We start from the raw sequence: 16,657 nt of genomic DNA on the forward strand, positions 1-16,657 counted from the left end.
CGGCCTGCGACGTGACGATGGACACTTGTGCCATGCGTTCGTACCGACTGACCGTTCTCGCCGCCGCCGCGCTCCTGTCCTTCGCGGCGGCCGCGCCCGCCGTGGCCGACGACGGGGAAGCCGACCGGAGCTTCACGATCGAGGATCCGCGGATCACCGAGTCCAGCGGCCTGGCGGCCAGCCGCGCCCACCCGGGGATCTACTGGACGCACAACGACAGCGACGACGGGCCGTACGTCTTCGCCGTCGACTCCCGCACCGGGAAGACCGTCGCGCGGATCACGATGAAGGGTGTGGGCGCGCCCCGGGACGTCGAGGCGATCTCGCTCGGACCCGACGGGAACCTGTACGTCGGTGACATCGGCGACAACCTGAACGGCAGCTGGGACCACGTCTGGATCTACCGCTTCCCCGAACCGAAGGAGCTCCGGGACCAGGTGATCCGGGCCACGCAGTTCGACGTGACGTACGCCGACGGCCCGCGCAACGCCGAGGCGCTGATGGTCCACCCGAAGACCGGCCGGGTGTACATCGCGTCGAAGAACGAGGACGGCGGCGGGCTGTACGAGGGCCCCGCGAAGCTCACGACCGGCGGGAACAACGTGTTCCGGCGGGTCGGGGAGGTGCCGTGGGTGACGGACGGGGCGTTCTCGCCCGACGGCAAGGAGCTGGTGCTGCGCTCGTACTTCAGCGCGCGCGGCTGGGCGTTCGCGAACGGCAGGCTCGGCAAGGACTACCCGGTCCAGGCCCCGCTGCTGCCGCAGGCCGAGTCGGTGACGTACACGGCGGACGGTTCGGCGCTGATGTACGGCTCCGAGGGGGAGCAGAGCAGCGTCGAGCGGGTGGACCTGAAGAAGGCCGGGGACGACGGGCCCGCGCGGGCCGGTGGCACGTCCCCGTCGTCCGGCGGGGCGGGTGGTTCCGGGGACGGGAGCGGAGTGCCGGTGAAGGGCACCACGCTGACCGGGGTCGCCGTGCTTGCCGGGATCGGGCTGCTGCTGTTCCTGGGCAGGCGCCGCAGCCGGCGCTGACTTGCCCCCGGTGGCGCGACCCGAGGGTCACGTTTCGAGCGGGCGGACCTCGTAGTGCAAGGTGCGGTCGCGCTTGATCCGGTGGGCGAGCGGGACGAGGACGCCGTGCATGACGGGGTACTTGCGGGACAGCATCCGGGCGGCGTGCGTGTTCTCCTTCGAGCCTGCCTGGAGGAGCCGGGCGTGCGCGGCGATCTGCGGTCCCGTAGGCCTGCCGCGCACCGTGCAGGGGCCGATGCGCACGGTGGGATGGTTGCGCATCCGCTCCACCTTCCACGCCGACGAGAACGTACGGATGAAGGCGTGGTCGCCCTCGACGGCGATGTTCACGGGGGTGTCGGCCTGCGTCCCGTCCTGGCGCCGCGTGCTGAGCAGGACGGCGTATTGCTTCACGAACGGCCTCAGCTCGGGAATCGTCTCCATACCTTCCATGGTCCGCCGCCCGGGCGTCGTGCTCATCCGCGCGGAAGTTGTCGAACGTGTGTTTCGGAGGTGGTGGCGGGCGCGGCATAGGGTGGCAGGCCTATGACGACCGACAACGGGCCCACGCCCTTCGCCACCACTCGCCTCGACGCACTGCCCCTGCGGGTGGCGTACGCGGACGAGATGGCCCGCGTGCTCGCCGATCCGGCCCTGCACACCTTCACCGGGGGTGCCCCGGAGGACGCGGACGCCCTGCGGGCCCGTTACGAACGGCAGACGGCCGGATCGCCGGACCCGGCCGAGCTGTGGTGGAACTGGGTGCTGCGGGTCCGGGACGAGGACCGCCTGGCGGGCTATGTGCAGGCGTCGGTGCGCGGCTCGCGCGCGGAGATCGCCTGGGTGACCGGGGCCGAGTGGCAGGGGCGGGGGTACGCCAAAGAGGCGGCGCGGGGTCTCGTCGCGCACCTGTTGGGCGGGGGAGCGGTCCGTACGGTCATCGCCCACATCCATCCCGAGCACGCCGCGTCCGCCGCGGTGGCCGCGGCGGCGGGGCTCATGCCAACCGGCGAGTGGGAGGACGGCGAGGAACGGTGGTGTCGGGACACCCCGGCGAGCTCCGTGTCCTCAATCGCCGGACGGGCTTGAATCGGCGGACAGGCTTGAATCGGCGGACTGGCTCGATTTCGCCCTGCCGGCCCCGATCAGTTCGGCGACGTCGAGGGTGACCTCGGCTCCGATCGACTCGGGAAGCGGGGCCTGCTGGCCGGGGGCATACACCTCGTGGCGGTCATAGGTACCGCCGACGGGTTCCGTCAGGACGTGGACCCGGCTGTGCTTGCGGTCGAGGATCACGTAGACGGGGATCTTTGCCTCGGCGTACACCGCGACCTTGTGCCGCAGGTCGCTCTTGTAGTTGCTGGAGGTGACCTCCAGGACCAGGCGGAAGACGGCCGGGTCGTAGCAGTTGTTGTCGAGTCTGTGCGCGTCGAGATCGGCGTCGACGAGGGCGAGGTCGGGGATGGCGTAGTCCTCGGGACCGCCCGGCAGCCAGAGGCCGATGCCCTGGAGGACGACCGAGTCCCCGTCGTCGAGTCCGGCCGCGATGAACGGCCGCATGAGCTTGGTCAGGGCGCGGGCGTGCGGGCCGTCCGGGGGTGGGGCCACGGTGATGACGCCTCCGATGATCTCGACGCGACGACCGGGAAGCTGCTCCGCGAGCTCGTTGGCTTCTTCGAGCAACGACAGCTCCGGCTCGTCTTCACAGGGGTGCTCGACTGCTGCTGCAGACATTGCGGGCCTCCTGGAATGGCTGGTGTCGAGAGCATCATCGTAGGACGGTACGGCCGAAGGCCCCGGCTCTGGCATATGCCACTCGGTCGAGTGAAGCAGAAACGGCCCTGCTCACCTCGCGGTGCGCAGGGCCGTTCCGGAACGTACGGACTACAGCTTCTCGATCACGTAGTCGATGCACGCCGTCAGCGCCTGCACGTCCGACGGGTCGATCGCCGGGAACATCGCCACGCGCAGCTGGTTGCGGCCCAGCTTGCGGTAAGGCTCCGTGTCGACGATGCCGTTGGCGCGGAGCACCTTGGCGACCGCGGCGGCGTCGATCTCGTCCGCGAAGTCGATCGTGCCGATGACCTGCGAGCGCTTGGCCGCGTCCGTGACGAACGGGGTCGCGTACTTCGACTCCTCGGCCCAGCCGTACAGGTGGCCGGAGGAGGCGGCCGTGCGGCCGGTGGTGAAGTCCAGGCCGCCCTGGGTGTTCATCCAGGTCAGCTGCTCGTTCAGGAGGAACAGCGTGGCGAGCGCCGGGGTGTTGTACGTCTGGTTCTTCAGGGAGTTGTCGATCGCCGTCGGCAGTGAGAAGAACTCCGGGACGTGCCGGCCGGAGGCGTGGACGCGGGCCGCGCGCTCCAGGGCCGCCGGGGAGAAGACGCCGATCCACAGGCCGCCGTCGGAGGCGAAGGACTTCTGCGGGGCGAAGTAGTAGACGTCCGTCTCGGTGATGTCGACGGGCAGACCGCCCGCGCCGGAGGTGGCGTCCACCAGGACCAGGGAGCCCTCGTCGGCGCCCGCGACGCGCTTGACCGGCGCCGCGACACCGGTCGAGGTCTCGTTGTGGGTGAAGGCGTAGACGTCGACGCCCGCCTCGGCCTTCGGGTCCGGGTGGGTGCCCGGGTCGGAGGCGATGACGGTCGGGTCGGCGAGCCACGGGGCGAGCTTGGCGGCCTTCGCGAACTTCGAGGAGAACTCGCCGAAGTTCAGGTGCTGGGACTTCGACTCGATCAGGCCGTGCGTCGCGACGTCCCAGAAGGCGGTGGAGCCGCCGTTGCCCAGGATCACCTCGTAGCCCTCGGGGAGGGAGAAGAGGTCGCGCACGCCGTCACGTACCGCGCCGACCAGGTTCTTCACCGGAGCCTGGCGGTGGGACGTACCGAGAAGAGAGGTGCCGGTGGCGGCCAGCGCGTCGAGCGCCTCCGTCCGCACCTTGGAAGGACCGGCGCCGAAGCGTCCGTCGGCGGGCTTGATGTCAGCGGGAATCTGGATGTCGGCCACGAGTCGGAGCGTAGCCGCTCGGTGCGGCGGCCACGCACCCTGTCCGTCGGATGAGACAGGGGATCCGACTCGTGGACCTTGGATGTACGTCCGTACGGGGCCGGTTCAGCCCAGTTCGACCGGCAGGTCGTACAGGTCGTTCTGGGTGACGATCGGCTTGTTCCGCAGCTCGGAGGCCGGTACGGCGAGCTCCAGCTCCGGGAAGCGCTCGTACAGGGCGGGGAGTGCGACCCCCGCCTCCAGGCGCGAGAGCGCCGCGCCCGGGCAGACGTGCGGGCCGTGGCCGAAGGCGATGTGGCGGTTGGGGGTGCGGGTCGCGTCGAACTCACCGGCCGTCGGGCCGTACTGCGCCTCGTCCCGGCCCAGCGCGCCGAACGACACGATCAGGGCCTCACCCTTGGGGAGGACCTTCTCCCCGACCGTCACGTCCTCCGTCGCGAACCGGATCAGGACGTGCGAGGTCGGGGTGTTCCAGCGCAGCGTCTCCTCGATCACGCTCTCCCACGGCAGCGCGCCGGAGAGGACCTGCTTGCGCTGCTCGGGGTGGGTCTCGAGCGCGACCACGGCGTTCACGATCAGGCTGATCGTGGTCTCGTGGCCCGCGGCGATGATCAGCTGGAGGGTGTTGACGATCTCCTCGTTGCTGAGGTGGTCGCCGTCCTCGGAGGCCGCGATCAGGGCGCTCGTCAGGTCGTCGCCCGGCTCGGCCCGCTTCGCGTCGACGATCTTCGTGAAGAGCGTGCCGAGGTCCGCCATCATCTGCGGGACCTCCTCCGGCGGCGTCTGCGTCGAGAAGAACTTCTCGAAGAGCTCCTTGAGCCGCGGGTGGTCGGCGCCGTCCACGCCCATCAGCTCGCTGATCACGTTCATCGGCAGCGGGTAGGCGAACTCCGCCTTCAGGTCGACCTTCTCGCCCTTGGGCAGCGCCGCGAGCCGGTCCAGGCTCGCGGTCGTCAGCGCCTCGATGCCCGCGCGCAGCCGCTCCACCCGCTTCACGGTGAGCGCCTGCGCGACCAGGGTGCGCAGCCGGCGGTGGTCGGCGCCGTCCACGGTCAGCATGGAGCGGCCCGGGTTGGCCAGGCCGATCAGCGGCCAGTCCATCGGGATCTCGCCGCGCTGCCAGGCACCCCAGACGTTGATGTCCTTCACGATCCGGGAGTCGGTCAGCAACTGCCGGGCCTCCGCGTGGTGGGTGACCGCGTAGCAGTGCACCCCGCCGGGCAGCTCCACCTCGGCGAGCGGGCCCGCGGCGCGCAGTGCGGCGCTCTCGCCGTCGAGGTCGGCGACGAAGGGGTCGAGGGCGATCCGGGTCATATCTGGCCTCCGATGGCGGATCCTGTGGCGGGGGTGGGCGTGAAGGCGACGGGCAGGTCCGTCAGGCCCCGCAGCCACGGGGAGGGGCGTCGGGTGAGCTGTTCGGCGGGGACGTCGAGGTCGATGTCCGGGAGGCGGTCCAGCAGGACCTCGATGCCGGTACGGGCGATGACCTCGGCGGTCTCCTGGGCCGGGAACGGGCAGCGGTGCTCGCCGTGGCCGAAGGAGAGGAACGCGTTGTTCCCACCGGTCAGCGCCGAGCCGTCGGTGCGCACCTGCGGGTCGGCGTTGGCGGCGGCGAAGCCGAGGACCAGCAGGTCGCCCGCCTGGATGTGACGGCCCCCGAGGTGGGTGTCGCGGGCGGTCCAGCGCCCCGCGATGTTCTGCGTCGGGGTGTCCTCCCACAGGACCTCGTTCATCGCCTCGGCGACGCTGTGCCGGCCGCCGGAGAGCGAGGCGGCGAACCGGTCGTCGGTCAGCATCAGCCGCAGCGAGTTGCCCATCCAGTCCGCGGTCGGCTGGTGGCCGGCGGCCATCATGACCATGAGGTCCTGGGCGACCTCCTCGTCCGTGAAGCCGCCGGGGTCGGCCAGCATCCGGGTCGCGACGTCGTCGGCGGGCTCGGCGTGCTTGTCGGCCAGCAGCTGGAACATCGACGTGCCGAGGTGCTGCTGGCCTGCCAGGGCGCGTTCCCGGCCGTCGATCATGTCGTTGATCGAGCTGACGAGCGCGTCGCCGGTCTCGTCGCTGAATCCGTAGATCCGCGCCAGCACCCGGGCGGGGAGCAGCATCGCGTACTCGGCGATGATGTCGACCGCGCCCTTGGAGCAGAACCGGTCGATGAGTTCGTCGGCGAACTCCTCCGCGTACCGCTTGAGGGCGAACGGGTCGACGGCCTCCAGGGCGTTGCTGATCATCGCGGCGCGCTCGACGTGCCGGGGGCCGACCGTGTAGAGGATCGATGGCTGCTTGCGGCCGATCATGGGCAGCAGCGGCCAGTCGTCGGGGATGTGCTCCCACTGGCTCCACAGGTCGGAGTCGCGGCTGAACAGCACCGGGTCGCTGGTGACCTGGTGCAGTTCGCGGTAGCCGAGGACCAGCCAGGCCGGGATGCCGCCGTCCAGCACGATGGGGGCGACGGCGCCGTGGTCGCGGCGCATCTCCCGGTACAGCTGGGTGGGTTCGGTCTGGAACCGCGGACCGGACAGCGGCACGCGGTCGTGTGCCGGGCAGCCCGGGGGCGGTTCGGGGGGCTGGGTCACGGGGTGGGCTCCGGGGTCTTCTCCGGAGTGGTGTCCGGACGGGCGGCTGCGGAGGAGCTGACCTTGCCCCGGGAGAGGGCGTAGAGGTGCTCCACCAGCGTGATCAGGACGTACTTGCTGGAGGACCGGTCCCGGGCGTCGCACTCCACGAGCGGCACGTCGTCCGAGAGGTCGAGCGCCTCACGGATCTGCTGCTCGGTGTGGAGCGGGCCGCCGAAGTCGTTGCACGCGACGATGAACGGCGTGCCGTGGTGTTCCAGCCGGTCGATGGCGTACCAGGAGTCGGCGAGGCGCCGGGTGTCGACGAGGACGACCGCGCCGAGCGTCCCGGAGAACAGCCGGTCCCACAGGAACCAGAAGCGCTCCTGGCCGGGTGCGCCGAAGAGGTAGAGGACCGAGCGCGCGTCGAGCGTGATCCGGCCGAAGTCGAAGGCGACGGTCGTGGACGACTTCGACTGCACCCCGTCGAGGTGGTCGACGGCCTCGCCCGCGCGGGTCATCGTCTCCTCCGTGTTGAGCGGACGGATCTCGCTCACGGATCGGACCATGGTGGTCTTGCCGACCCCGAAGCCACCGACGACGACTATCTTCAGTCCGTTGTCGGCCGTGGCCTGCAGGGCGGCACGGTCAGAGGTTGCGGAGTCCAACGAGCACCTGTTCCAGGATGTCGGGGTCGGGGAGCCGGTCCGCGACACGGGCGGTACGGGGGTGGCGGGCGCTGATCCGGCCGGTGTCGAGCAGATCGCACAGCAGGATGCGCACGATGCTGACGGGCAGGTTCAGTCCGGCGGCGAGTTCGACGACCGCGGTGGGCCGTTCGCACATCCGCAGGATCGTGACGTGCTCCGACTGCATGCCGGGGGCCGGCTCGCATTCGGAGACGACCAGCGTCACCAGGTCGAAGGCGGCCGAATCGGACCGGCTGCGGCCACCGGTGAGGGTGTACAGCCGGTCCGGGTCGTCGTCCCGGCCGGGGCGGGGGCGGGGAGTCATACGGCCGCGGTTTCGGAGGCTTCGGCGGGCTCGCGCGGCGGGGCGACGAGGTGCTCGCCGAGCTGCTCCACGAGCTCGCTCATGTTGTGGCCGACGAGGCCGACGTCGGCGTCCTCGGACGCGACGACGGCGAGGTGGGCGCCGGCGCCCGCCTCCACGATGAACAGCACGCCGCCGTAGAACTCGGCCATCGCGGAACGTACGCCGCCGGTGCCGTCACCGAACTCGACGGACGCGCCGTGCGAGAGGCTCTGGATCCCGGCCGAGATCGCGGCCAGCTGGTCCGCCTGGTCGACGGAGAGCTCGGGGGTACGGCACAGCTTGAGGCCGTCCCTGGACAGCACGAGGGCGTGACGGGCGCCGGGGGTGCGCTCAAGGAGCCCCTCCAGCAGCCAGTTGAGCTTCTCGTCGGTGGTCGCGGTCATCGGGTGTTGCCTTCCGGGTGCGGGGAGTTGGGCCGTACGGCCTGGCGGAAGCTGCTGAAGCGGGCTGCCTGGGCCTTGGGGTCGGCGGTACGGGGCCGGGGGGTGGTGCCGTCCGCGGTCTCGGCGTCCGACGCGTCGGACGCCGCCCGGGCACGGGACTCGGCGGCGGCCAGGGTGCGGCCGCGCGAGCGCTTGGGCAGTCCGCTGTCGCCGAACCGGGGGAGTCCGCCGGTCGTGTCCGAGCCGGAGTCGGAGCGCAGGGGCTCCGGGGAGCGGGACGCGTCGGGGGACGTGTCCGGGGTGCCGGTGCGGTCGGCTCCGGAGGCGTGGACCGGCTCGGGCTCGCGCGGCGCGGGGATCACGGGGCCGGCGGCGGGCTCGGGGGCCGGCATCGGGGTGCGGGTGATGATCTCCTGCGGGAGCATCATCAGCGCGCCCGTGCCGCCGCGGGCGGAGGGCCGGAACGAGACGGTCAGTCCGTGCTTGCGGGCCAGCCGGCCGACGACGGCGAGGCCGAGCCGGGTGCCGGAGAGGCCGGTCAGGTCCTGGTTGACGGCGGAGACGGCGCGTTCGGCGCGGCGCAGCTGCACATCGCTCATGACGAGACCGCTGTCCTCGACGGTCAGCACGATGCCGGCCGGGACCTCCTCCACGTACACATGGACCTCGGCGGTGGGCGGCGAGAAGTTCGCGGCGTTGTCGAGGAGTTCGGCGAGTGCGTGCATGACGCCCTCGGCGGCGTGACCGGCGATGGCGACATCGCTGGTGGAGTGGAGACGGATCCGCTGGTATCCGCTGATCCGGCCCATCGCGCCGCGCAGGATGGACTCCATCACGATCGGCTTCGCCCAGCGCCGCCCGGAGCGGGCGCCGGTCAGCACGGCGATGGAGTCGGCCAGCCGGCCCGCCTGGGCGGTGCGGTGGTCCAGGTGCAGCAGATCGCCCAGGACGTCCTCGGCGGAGTGGCGGTGTTCCATGTCGCGCAGGTCGGCGAGCATGCTCGTCGCCAGTGCCTGCATCCGGCCCGCGGCGTTGGCGCAGGCGGCGACGGCGGCGGAGCGCTCGGTCTCACTGCGGGAGACGCGGGCCTTGAGCTTCGCGTTCTCCTTGGTGAGCCGCTCGGTTCCGGCCGCGGACTCCGCGACGACGCGGGCCGTCTCGGTGGCCGCTGCGGCCTTGATCCGGGCGGTCTCGGCGGTGAACCGCTGGGCGTCGGCGGCGGACGCCGACACCATCCGCGAGGTCTCGGCGGTGAACCGGCCGCTTTCGGCCGCGAGGAGCTCCCGCAGCCGGCGGGCCGTGGCGCGGGCGTGGACGGCGGTGGCGACGGCGGCGGAGAGCAGCACGGCGGCGGCGCTCGCCCCCCAGGCCACTGCGGTCCTGGCCGATTCGGGGGCGGCGGCGGCCGCCCACAGACACAGGGATCCGGTGAGGGCCACGGTGACCAGCAGGGCCAGTGCGGTCGGCCGGGTTGAGGGGCGCAATCGGAGTCCTTGGGGGGCGGACGGTGACGGATGGGACGGTTCGGGCGAGTCGGTACTGCGTCGAGCAAATGCGACAACTGGAACAGAAGATTCCCAGACAAGTCTCGGTCACTATATGAGAATTGACGATCTGTTTGGGAAGAACTTGTGGTGCTCTCTGTTTCGTTTATGTTCGCGAGTCCGACGTAATCCGACGTATTGACGTAATCGACGAAAACGCGCGGGGGCGTCGGCCGGGCCGTCCGGGAGGGCGGCATGCTGTCCGGATGGCACCTGGCACCCCTGAGAAGGACGCCGCCGCGCACGGTGGCTCCCCGCGCGACGGCGCTCCCGCCGAGCTCGTCCGTGACCTGCGCGCTGCCGTGCGCGGAGCGGTGGAGTTCGACGCCACCGCACGGGCGCTGACGACGATGGACGCCTCCAACTACCGCCGGGTGCCGCTCGGTGTCGTCGCCCCGCGCGACGCCGACGACATCGCCGCCGCGCTCGCCGTCTGCCGCGCGCACCGGGTGCCCGTCGTGCCGCGCGGCGGCGGCACGTCCATCGCCGGGCAGGCCACCGGCACCGGAGTCGTCCTCGACCTCACCCGCCACCTCCGGTCGATCGTCGAGCTGGACCCCGGCTCCCGCACCGCCGTGGTCCAGCCGGGCGTCGTCCTGGACGACCTGCGGGCGGCCGCCGCCCCGCACGGGCTCACCTTCGGACCCGACCCCTCCACGCACAGCCGCTGCACCGTCGGCGGCATGATCGGCAACAACTCCTGCGGCTCGCACTCGGTCGCCTGGGGCACCACCGCCGACAACGTCCACGCCCTCACCGTCGCCCGCTACGGCGGCGGCACCCTCCGCCTGGCCCCGGGCGCCGAGGGCCCCGCCGGACTCCGCGAACTGACCGCCTCCCACCTCGCCCTCCTGCGCACCGGCTTCCCCGGACTCCCGCGCCGCATCTCCGGATACGCGCTGGACGCGCTGCTGCCCGAACGCGGCGCCGACACCGCCCGCGCGTTCTGCGGGAGCGAGGGCACGCTCGGCGTGGTGACGGAGGCGACGCTGCGGCTCGTCGAGGCACCCGCGGCCCGCGCCCTCGCCGTCCTCGGCTACGCCGACGAGTCGGCCGCCGCCGAGGCCGCCCCCGGCCTCCTCCCGCACCACCCGCTGACCGTCGAGGGCATGGCCGCCGACCTCGTAAGCGAACCCGCGGGGCTGCCGCGCGGCGCCGCCTGGCTCTTCGTCGAGACCGGCGGCGCCACCCCGGCCGAGGCCCGGGCGCACGCCGAACGGATCGCGCGGGCGGCCGCCGGGGGCGCGGTGGACACCGCCGTCGTCACCGACCCGGCCGGCCAGCGGGCGCTGTGGCGGATCAGGGAGGACGCGTCCGGCACCGCGACCCGGATGCCCGACGGCAGCGAGGCCTGGCCCGGCTGGGAGGACTGCGCCGTGCCGCCTGCCCGGCTCGGCCCCTACCTCCGCGACTTCCGCGCCCTGCTCACCGAACACGGCCTGCGCGGCACCCCGTACGGGCACTTCGGCGACGGCTGCATCCACGTCCGCATCGACTTCGACCTCCTGACCGGGGACGGAGTGGCGCGTTTCCGCCGCTTCTCCGAGGAACTCGCCTCACTGGTCGTCGCCCACGGCGGCTCCCTGTCCGGCGAACACGGCGACGGCCAGGCGCGCGCCGAACTGCTCCCCCGGATGTACGGGGACGAACTCGTCGCACTCTTCGGCCGGTTCAAGGACCTCTGGGACCCCGACGGCGGCATGAACCCGGGCATCCTCGCCCGCCCGGCCCGCCTGGACGAGAACCTGCGCTTCGAGGTGCTCCCGAAACAGCCGGTCGACGTCGCGTTCGGCTACCCGCACGACGGCGGCGACTTCTCCGCGGCGGTGCGACGGTGCGTGGGCGTCGCCAAGTGCCGTACGAAGGAGGCCGCCGGCCCGTCCGTGATGTGCCCGTCCTTCCGCGCGACTGGCGAGGAGGCGCACTCGACGCGCGGCCGCGCCCGGCTGCTCCACGAGATGCTGGCCGGCACCGCGGGCGGGGTGATCACCGACGGCTGGCGCTCGACGGAGGTACGGGACGCGCTCGACCTGTGCCTGTCCTGCAAGGGCTGCCGCAGCGACTGCCCGGTGGGCGTCGACATGGCCACGTACAAGGCGGAGTTCCTGCACCACCACTACCGGCACCGGCTGCGCCCGGCCGCGCACTACGCGATGGGATGGCTGCCGCGCTGGCTGCGCCTCGCGTCCCCCTTCGCGGGCGCGCTGAACGCCCTGGCCCGGGTGCGCCCGCTCGCCGCCCTTGCCAAGCGGCTGGCGGGCATCGCGCCGGAGCGGGGGATTCCGGTCCTGGCGCGGGAGACGTTCACGCGGTGGCTGAACCGGCGCTGGGGCAAGGGGACGTTCATCCTCTCCAACGACCAGGTGGCCGTGGTCTGGCCCGACACCTTCACGGAGCACCTCTCGCCCGAGGTGGGCCGGGCGGCGGTCCGGGTCCTGGAGGCGACGGGCCGCAAGGCGCTCCCGGCCGGCCGCGGCCTGTGCTGCGGGCTCACGTACGTCTCGACCGGCCAGCTGACCCGGGCCCGCACGGTGATGCGCCGCACCCTGAAGCGGCTCGGCGGCATGCTCGGCGACCCCGTGATCGTCCTCGAACCGAGCTGCGCGGCGACGCTCCGCAACGACCTCCCGGAGCTGCTCCCCGACGACCCGCGCGCCGCCGAACTGGCCGCCTCGGTCCACACCCTGGCGGAGTACCTGGAGAAGTACGCCCCCGACTGGCGGCCCCCGCGGCTGGACCGCCCGGTCACCGGCCAGACGCACTGCCACCAGCACGCGGTCCTGGGCGACGGGGCGGACCGGCGGCTGAGGGAACGGGCCGGTCTGAAGGGCGAGTTGACGGGCGGCTGCTGCGGCCTGGCCGGCAACTTCGGCTTCGAGCGGGGGCACTGGGAGGTTTCGGTGGCCTGCGCGGAGGACCAGCTGCTGCCGGCGGTACGGGACGCGCCGCCGGACGCGGAGGTCCTGGCGGACGGGTTCTCGTGCCGGACGCAGCTGGCGCAGCTGGGCGGGGTGCGGGGGCGGCACCTGGCGGAGGTACTGGCCGAGGGGCTGGACCCGGGGGCTCCGCCCCCGGACCCCCGCTCCTCAGTCGCCGGAGGGGCTTGAGTTCGCCGCCTCCACCACCGCGGCGACCAGCCGGACGTTCTCCGGGGCCGCCCCGCCCGGGAACGCGAACCGTCGGCGTGTGTAGCCGTACGCGATCCCGTTCGACGGGTCCGCGAACGCCTGGGAGCCCGCCGCGCCGCAGTGGCCGAACGCGCCCTCGCCCAGCGACGGGTAGAGCATGCGCGGGCGCTCGAAGCCGAGGCCGAAGTGGTCCACCTCGTCGGTCACCCGGTCGATGCCCGCCATGCTCAGGCGGGCGAACTCGGTCCGGGTCTCCGCCGTGAGGAGCGGGGGCCGGCCGGCGAACTCGCCGAGCGTGGCCGCGTACATCCCGGCCAGCGCGCGCGCCGAGCCGACGCCGCCCACCGACGCCGGGCCGAGCGCCCGTACGGACGGGGTGTTGATCCAGGCGACGGTATCCGTCGGGACGTTGAAGGCCACCGCCTGGAGGCCCTTCGGGTCGAAGGGGCGGGCGGCGAACTCGGCCTTCTGCTCCGGTGTCGGATTCATGGACCGGACGGGGAGGTAGCGGGGCTCCAGCTCCGCGGGCTGGCCGAGGTAGAGGTCGAGGCCGTACGGGGCGCGGACGCGCTCCTCGAACAGTTCCTGGATCGAACGGCCGGTGACCCGCCGCACCACCTCGCCGGTCAGCGCGCCGATCACGAACGCGTGGTAGCCGAACTCCTTGCCGGGCTCCCAGAACGGGGCCTGCCCCGCGAGCCGGGCGGCGATCACCCGGTCGTCGGCCAGCTCGTCCAGGAGGAAGCCGCCCTCGACGCCGATCACCCCGGAGCGGTGGCCCAGCAGCTCCCGCAGCGTCAGTGCGCCCTTGCCCTCGGCCGCGAACTCCGGCCAGTACGAGGCGACCGTGCGGTCCAGGTCGAGGATGCCGTCCTGCACGAGCAGGGCGACGACGAGGTGGGCCGCGCCCTTCGTGGAGGAGAAGACGGCGGGCAGCGAGTCGGCGTCGACGCCCTCGCCCGCCCAGAGGTCGACGACCCGGCGGCCGTTCCGGTACACGGCGAGCTGCGAGCCCGGCTCGTTGGGCTCCTCGACGAGTACGGCGGCGAACTCGTCCCGTACGGCTTCGTAGCCGGCGGCCACGGTGCCGTGCACGGTGATTCCGCCCGAGTGGTGGTCCGACATGACTTCCCCCTGTTCCGCGCGGCCCTCGCGCCTGTTCCACTGGACCCCAACTGCACACCCGTGCCGGGAAATTCCCTCATTCCCCGGCGTCCCGCGCCACGATCTCGCGGGCCAGTGCGGCGAGGTCGGCGAGCGCCGGATGGCCGGGTGCGTCGCGGCGGGCGAGCAGCACCGGGAGGGGCGGGGCGTCCACGAGCGGGCGGTAGGTGACCCCGGCGTGCGGGTGCATGGTCGCCGTGGACGCGGCCGAGACCCCGGTGCCGCGCCCCGCCGCGATGGCGGTCAGCCAGTCGTCGGTGTTGGCCACGGTCAGGGTGGCGGCGGGGCGGGCGGACGGCGGCCACAGATCGGGGGTGGTGGTGCCGGAGACGGTGTTCAGGACGACGGTGCCGGTCGCCAGATCGGCCAGCCGGAGCGTGGCGCGGGAGGCGAGCGGGCCGTCCACCGCCACGGCCGCCACCCGCTCCTCCTCGTACAGCACCTCCGTGACGAGCCCGGGTGTCTCGACCGGGCCGCGCAGCAGCGCCGCGTCGACCTCGCCCCGGGTGAGTCCCGCGGTGCGGTCGTCGATGCGGCGCAGTTCCAGCGGGGTCCGCGGAAAGCGCTCCTGCCAGCTGCGGAGCAGCGGTGTGGTGTGCCGGCCGAACGCGGACCAGGCGTGTCCGAGCCGCAGCGGCCGCCGGCGCAGGTCCCCGGGGTCGAGGGCCGCGTCGAACGCGGCGACGGCAGTGGCCGCCCGGTCGCGGAAGGCGACGCCCTCGGGGGTGAGGGCCAGGTGGTGGGTGGAACGGTCGACGAGGCGGATGCCGAGGTGGCGTTCCAGGGCGGCCAGGGTCCGGGACACGGCGGGCTGGGTGAGCCGGAGCCTGGCCGCGGCCCGGGTGACGCTCGACTCGTCCGCGACGGCGAGGAAGGCGCGGAGATGGCGGATCTCGACGGCGCGGCCGGTGTTCCCGGCGGATGGGCCCGTGCTCGGTACCGTGCTCATGCGTGTGGAGCATAACGGGAGCCCAATCGGCATTTCACGCGCCGCGCGCAGGTCCCTACGGTGGAGAGATGTGCTGCGGTGTGCGAGTGCAGTATCTTCAATTGGGCAGTGCACTGTAGTGGACTGTCATTCTCGGACCAGCTTCATGACCGTTACCTCCGAACCCAGAAGGACAGGCCACAGGTGAACGACCAGGGCACCGCCGCAGAGCCGGCCGCCGCAGTCTCCGTCCCCGAGGCGGTCACCGCCCTCGGTGAACAGGGCGGCCCCGCCGGCGGACGGCGCGGGGCGGCGCTCGCCCCGGTCGCGCTGGTGGTCGCGGGCGGGCTCTCCGTCCAGTTCGGCTCCGCCGTCGCGGTGCTCCTCATGCCGAAGGCCGGTGCGCTCGGCGTCGTCACGCTGCGCCTCGCCGCGGCCGCGCTCGTCCTGCTCGTCGTCTGCCGCCCGAAGCTGCGCGGCCACTCGCGCGCCGACTGGGGCACGGTGCTGGCCTTCGGCCTCGCCATGGGCGGCATGAACACGCTCTTCTACCAGGCCGCCGACCGCATCCCGCTGGGCGCCGCCGTCACCCTGGAGGTGCTGGGCCCGCTCGCCCTCTCGGTGTTCGCGTCGCGCCGGCTCGTCAACGTCGTCTGGGCCGGCCTCGCGCTGGGCGGGGTGCTCCTGCTGAGCGGCGGGGGGTTCGACCGGCTCGATCCGGTGGGCGCCGCCTACGCGCTCGGCGCCGGTGTCATGTGGGCGACGTACATCATCTTCAGCGCCCGCACCGGCCGCCGCTTCCCGCAGGCCGACGGACTGGCCCTCGCGATGGTGGTGGCCGCCGTCCTCTCGCTGCCGCTCGGCATCATGGAGTCCGGCTCGAAGCTCCTGGTCCCGTCCACGCTCGGGCTGGGCGCGGCCGTCGCCCTGCTGAGCTCCGTCCTCCCGTACACCCTCGAACTCATGGCGCTGCGCCGGCTGCCCGCGCCCACCTTCGCGATCCTGATGAGCCTGGAGCCCGCGATCGCGGCCACCGCCGGCTTCCTCATCCTCGACCAGGCCCTCTCCACGACGGACGCCCTGGCCATCGCGCTGGTCATCGGGGCGAGCATGGGGGCGGTACGCAGTCAGGTGCGGGGCGCCCGGAAGAAGTGACGGCGGACCCGGCGCGGGCGCGGGCGGGTGATCCCGTTCGCCCTGCGCGGCCCGGATCCCGATCCTAGGGTGGTCGCGAAGACCACCCTGGAGGAACACATGCCGGAACGCGACGATCTGCTCGCCCTCGTGACCGACCAGCGCACCAACTTTCTCTTCACCGTGGAGCGGCTCGACGACACGCAGGCCCGCGCCCGCACGACCGTGAGCGAGCTGACGCTCGGCGGTCTGCTCAAGCACCTCGGCCTCGTCCAGCGCAGCTGGCTGGACGTGATCGACGGCACCGCCCCGGCCGCGGTGGACTGGGCGGACCTCGACCCCGACGGCAACCGGATGACCGACGTGGAGACCCTGCCCGAGCTGCTGGAGGCCTTCCACGCGGCGGCGGCCGACTTCGACCGTACGGTGCGCGAGGAGGCCGACCTCGACCGCGAGGTCACACTGCCGGCGTACCCGTGGTCGCCCCCGGAGCCCGTCGTCTGGACGGTCCGCCGCGTCCTGTGGCACATCTTCCGCGAGATCGCCCACCACAGCGGCCACGCCGACATCATCCGCGAGGCGCTGGACGGCGCCAGCACCACGGCGAAGATGGCCGAGGCGGCGTCGAAGGGGCAGTAGCCGGGCGGCGGACGCCCGGTCCCCGGGGCGCGGACCCTCACCCTCCACCCGCGCCCCGCACTCCGGGCCGTCCTGCGCTCAGAAAATCATGCAAGCGTGCTTGATTGTTTATC

General features: G+C 72.7%; 16 protein-coding genes. 5 read left to right on the top strand and 11 right to left on the bottom strand.

Going from position 1 to position 16,657, the window contains the following annotated elements; all coding sequences use genetic code 11:
• Positions 1-32 precede the first annotated feature (32 nt).
• Positions 33-1,031, top strand: a complete 999-nt coding sequence (locus OG408_RS22540) for a WD40 repeat domain-containing protein (RefSeq protein ID WP_326671617.1) — start codon at positions 33-35, stop codon at positions 1,029-1,031.
• A 27-nt stretch (positions 1,032-1,058) separates the two neighbouring features.
• Here the strand turns inward: OG408_RS22540 and OG408_RS22545 are convergent, their stop codons facing one another.
• Positions 1,059-1,454 carry a PPOX class F420-dependent oxidoreductase gene (locus OG408_RS22545; RefSeq protein ID WP_266781263.1) on the bottom strand — a complete coding sequence of 132 codons (396 nt, stop codon included), beginning with the start codon at positions 1,452-1,454 and terminating at the stop codon, positions 1,059-1,061.
• Between the two features lie 102 nt (positions 1,455-1,556).
• Here OG408_RS22545 and OG408_RS22550 point away from each other — a divergent pair, with 102 nt between their 5' ends.
• Positions 1,557-2,099, top strand: coding sequence for a GNAT family N-acetyltransferase (locus OG408_RS22550; RefSeq protein ID WP_266781265.1), 543 nt, complete (start codon positions 1,557-1,559; stop codon positions 2,097-2,099).
• Here OG408_RS22550 and OG408_RS22555 read toward each other — a convergent pair.
• The 8 genes from OG408_RS22555 to OG408_RS22590 all read right to left on the bottom strand — a co-directional run bounded on the left by OG408_RS22555 (position 2,079) and on the right by OG408_RS22590 (position 9,491).
• On the bottom strand, positions 2,079-2,744 hold the full coding sequence (locus OG408_RS22555; RefSeq protein WP_285569941.1) for a Uma2 family endonuclease: 666 nt from the start codon (positions 2,742-2,744) through the stop codon (positions 2,079-2,081). The genes OG408_RS22550 and OG408_RS22555 overlap by 21 nt on opposite strands.
• Positions 2,745-2,894: 150 nt before the next feature.
• On the bottom strand, positions 2,895-4,013 hold the full coding sequence (gene serC, locus OG408_RS22560) for a phosphoserine transaminase (protein ID WP_266781269.1): 1,119 nt from the start codon (positions 4,011-4,013) through the stop codon (positions 2,895-2,897).
• A gap of 105 nt (positions 4,014-4,118) precedes the next feature.
• Positions 4,119-5,327 carry a cytochrome P450 family protein gene (locus tag OG408_RS22565; protein ID WP_266781271.1) on the bottom strand — a complete coding sequence of 403 codons (1,209 nt, stop codon included), beginning with the start codon at positions 5,325-5,327 and terminating at the stop codon, positions 4,119-4,121.
• A complete protein-coding gene (locus tag OG408_RS22570; protein WP_285569934.1) occupies positions 5,324-6,589 on the bottom strand; it encodes a cytochrome P450 in 1,266 nt (421 codons plus the stop codon). Before OG408_RS22570 ends, OG408_RS22565 begins: the two co-directional genes overlap by 4 nt.
• On the bottom strand, positions 6,586-7,236 hold the full coding sequence (locus OG408_RS22575) for a GTP-binding protein (RefSeq protein ID WP_266781275.1): 651 nt from the start codon (positions 7,234-7,236) through the stop codon (positions 6,586-6,588). Before OG408_RS22575 ends, OG408_RS22570 begins: the two co-directional genes overlap by 4 nt.
• Entirely contained in the window at positions 7,217-7,582 is a 366-nt protein-coding gene (locus OG408_RS22580) for a DUF742 domain-containing protein (RefSeq protein WP_219573777.1), read from the bottom strand. Before OG408_RS22580 ends, OG408_RS22575 begins: the two co-directional genes overlap by 20 nt.
• Positions 7,579-8,007 carry a roadblock/LC7 domain-containing protein gene (locus tag OG408_RS22585; RefSeq protein WP_266781281.1) on the bottom strand — a complete coding sequence of 143 codons (429 nt, stop codon included), beginning with the start codon at positions 8,005-8,007 and terminating at the stop codon, positions 7,579-7,581. The genes OG408_RS22580 and OG408_RS22585 overlap by 4 nt, the downstream gene beginning before the upstream one ends.
• Entirely contained in the window at positions 8,004-9,491 is a 1,488-nt protein-coding gene (locus OG408_RS22590) for a sensor histidine kinase (protein WP_285569924.1), read from the bottom strand. Before OG408_RS22590 ends, OG408_RS22585 begins: the two co-directional genes overlap by 4 nt.
• Positions 9,492-9,757: 266 nt before the next feature.
• Between OG408_RS22590 and OG408_RS22595 the strand changes: the two genes are divergently transcribed.
• Positions 9,758-12,658: an FAD-binding and (Fe-S)-binding domain-containing protein gene (locus tag OG408_RS22595; protein WP_442806060.1), complete on the top strand. Its 2,901-nt coding sequence runs from the start codon at positions 9,758-9,760 to the stop codon at positions 12,656-12,658.
• On the opposite strand, the gene OG408_RS22600 is transcribed toward OG408_RS22595, so the two are convergent.
• Together OG408_RS22600 and OG408_RS22605 are read right to left on the bottom strand one after the other, a co-directional pair.
• Positions 12,638-13,804, bottom strand: coding sequence for a serine hydrolase domain-containing protein (locus tag OG408_RS22600; RefSeq protein ID WP_326671622.1), 1,167 nt, complete (start codon positions 13,802-13,804; stop codon positions 12,638-12,640). The two genes, OG408_RS22595 and OG408_RS22600, sit on opposite strands and share 21 nt — an antisense overlap.
• 76 nt (positions 13,805-13,880) lie before the next feature.
• Positions 13,881-14,792 (bottom strand): LysR family transcriptional regulator, encoded by a 912-nt coding sequence (locus OG408_RS22605; RefSeq protein ID WP_326671624.1) that lies wholly within the window; start codon positions 14,790-14,792, stop codon positions 13,881-13,883.
• 183 nt (positions 14,793-14,975) lie between these two features.
• Between OG408_RS22605 and OG408_RS22610 the strand changes: the two genes are divergently transcribed.
• Entirely contained in the window at positions 14,976-15,926 is a 951-nt protein-coding gene (locus tag OG408_RS22610; protein WP_266781289.1) for an EamA family transporter, read from the top strand.
• A 99-nt stretch (positions 15,927-16,025) separates the two neighbouring features.
• Entirely contained in the window at positions 16,026-16,544 is a 519-nt protein-coding gene (locus OG408_RS22615) for a DinB family protein (RefSeq protein WP_266781291.1), read from the top strand.
• The last annotated feature ends 113 nt before the right edge of the window (positions 16,545-16,657 follow it).

Origin of the sequence: Streptomyces sp. NBC_01257, from assembly GCF_035917255.1 — a bacterium.
In the GTDB taxonomy this organism is placed as follows: domain Bacteria; phylum Actinomycetota; class Actinomycetes; order Streptomycetales; family Streptomycetaceae; genus Streptomyces.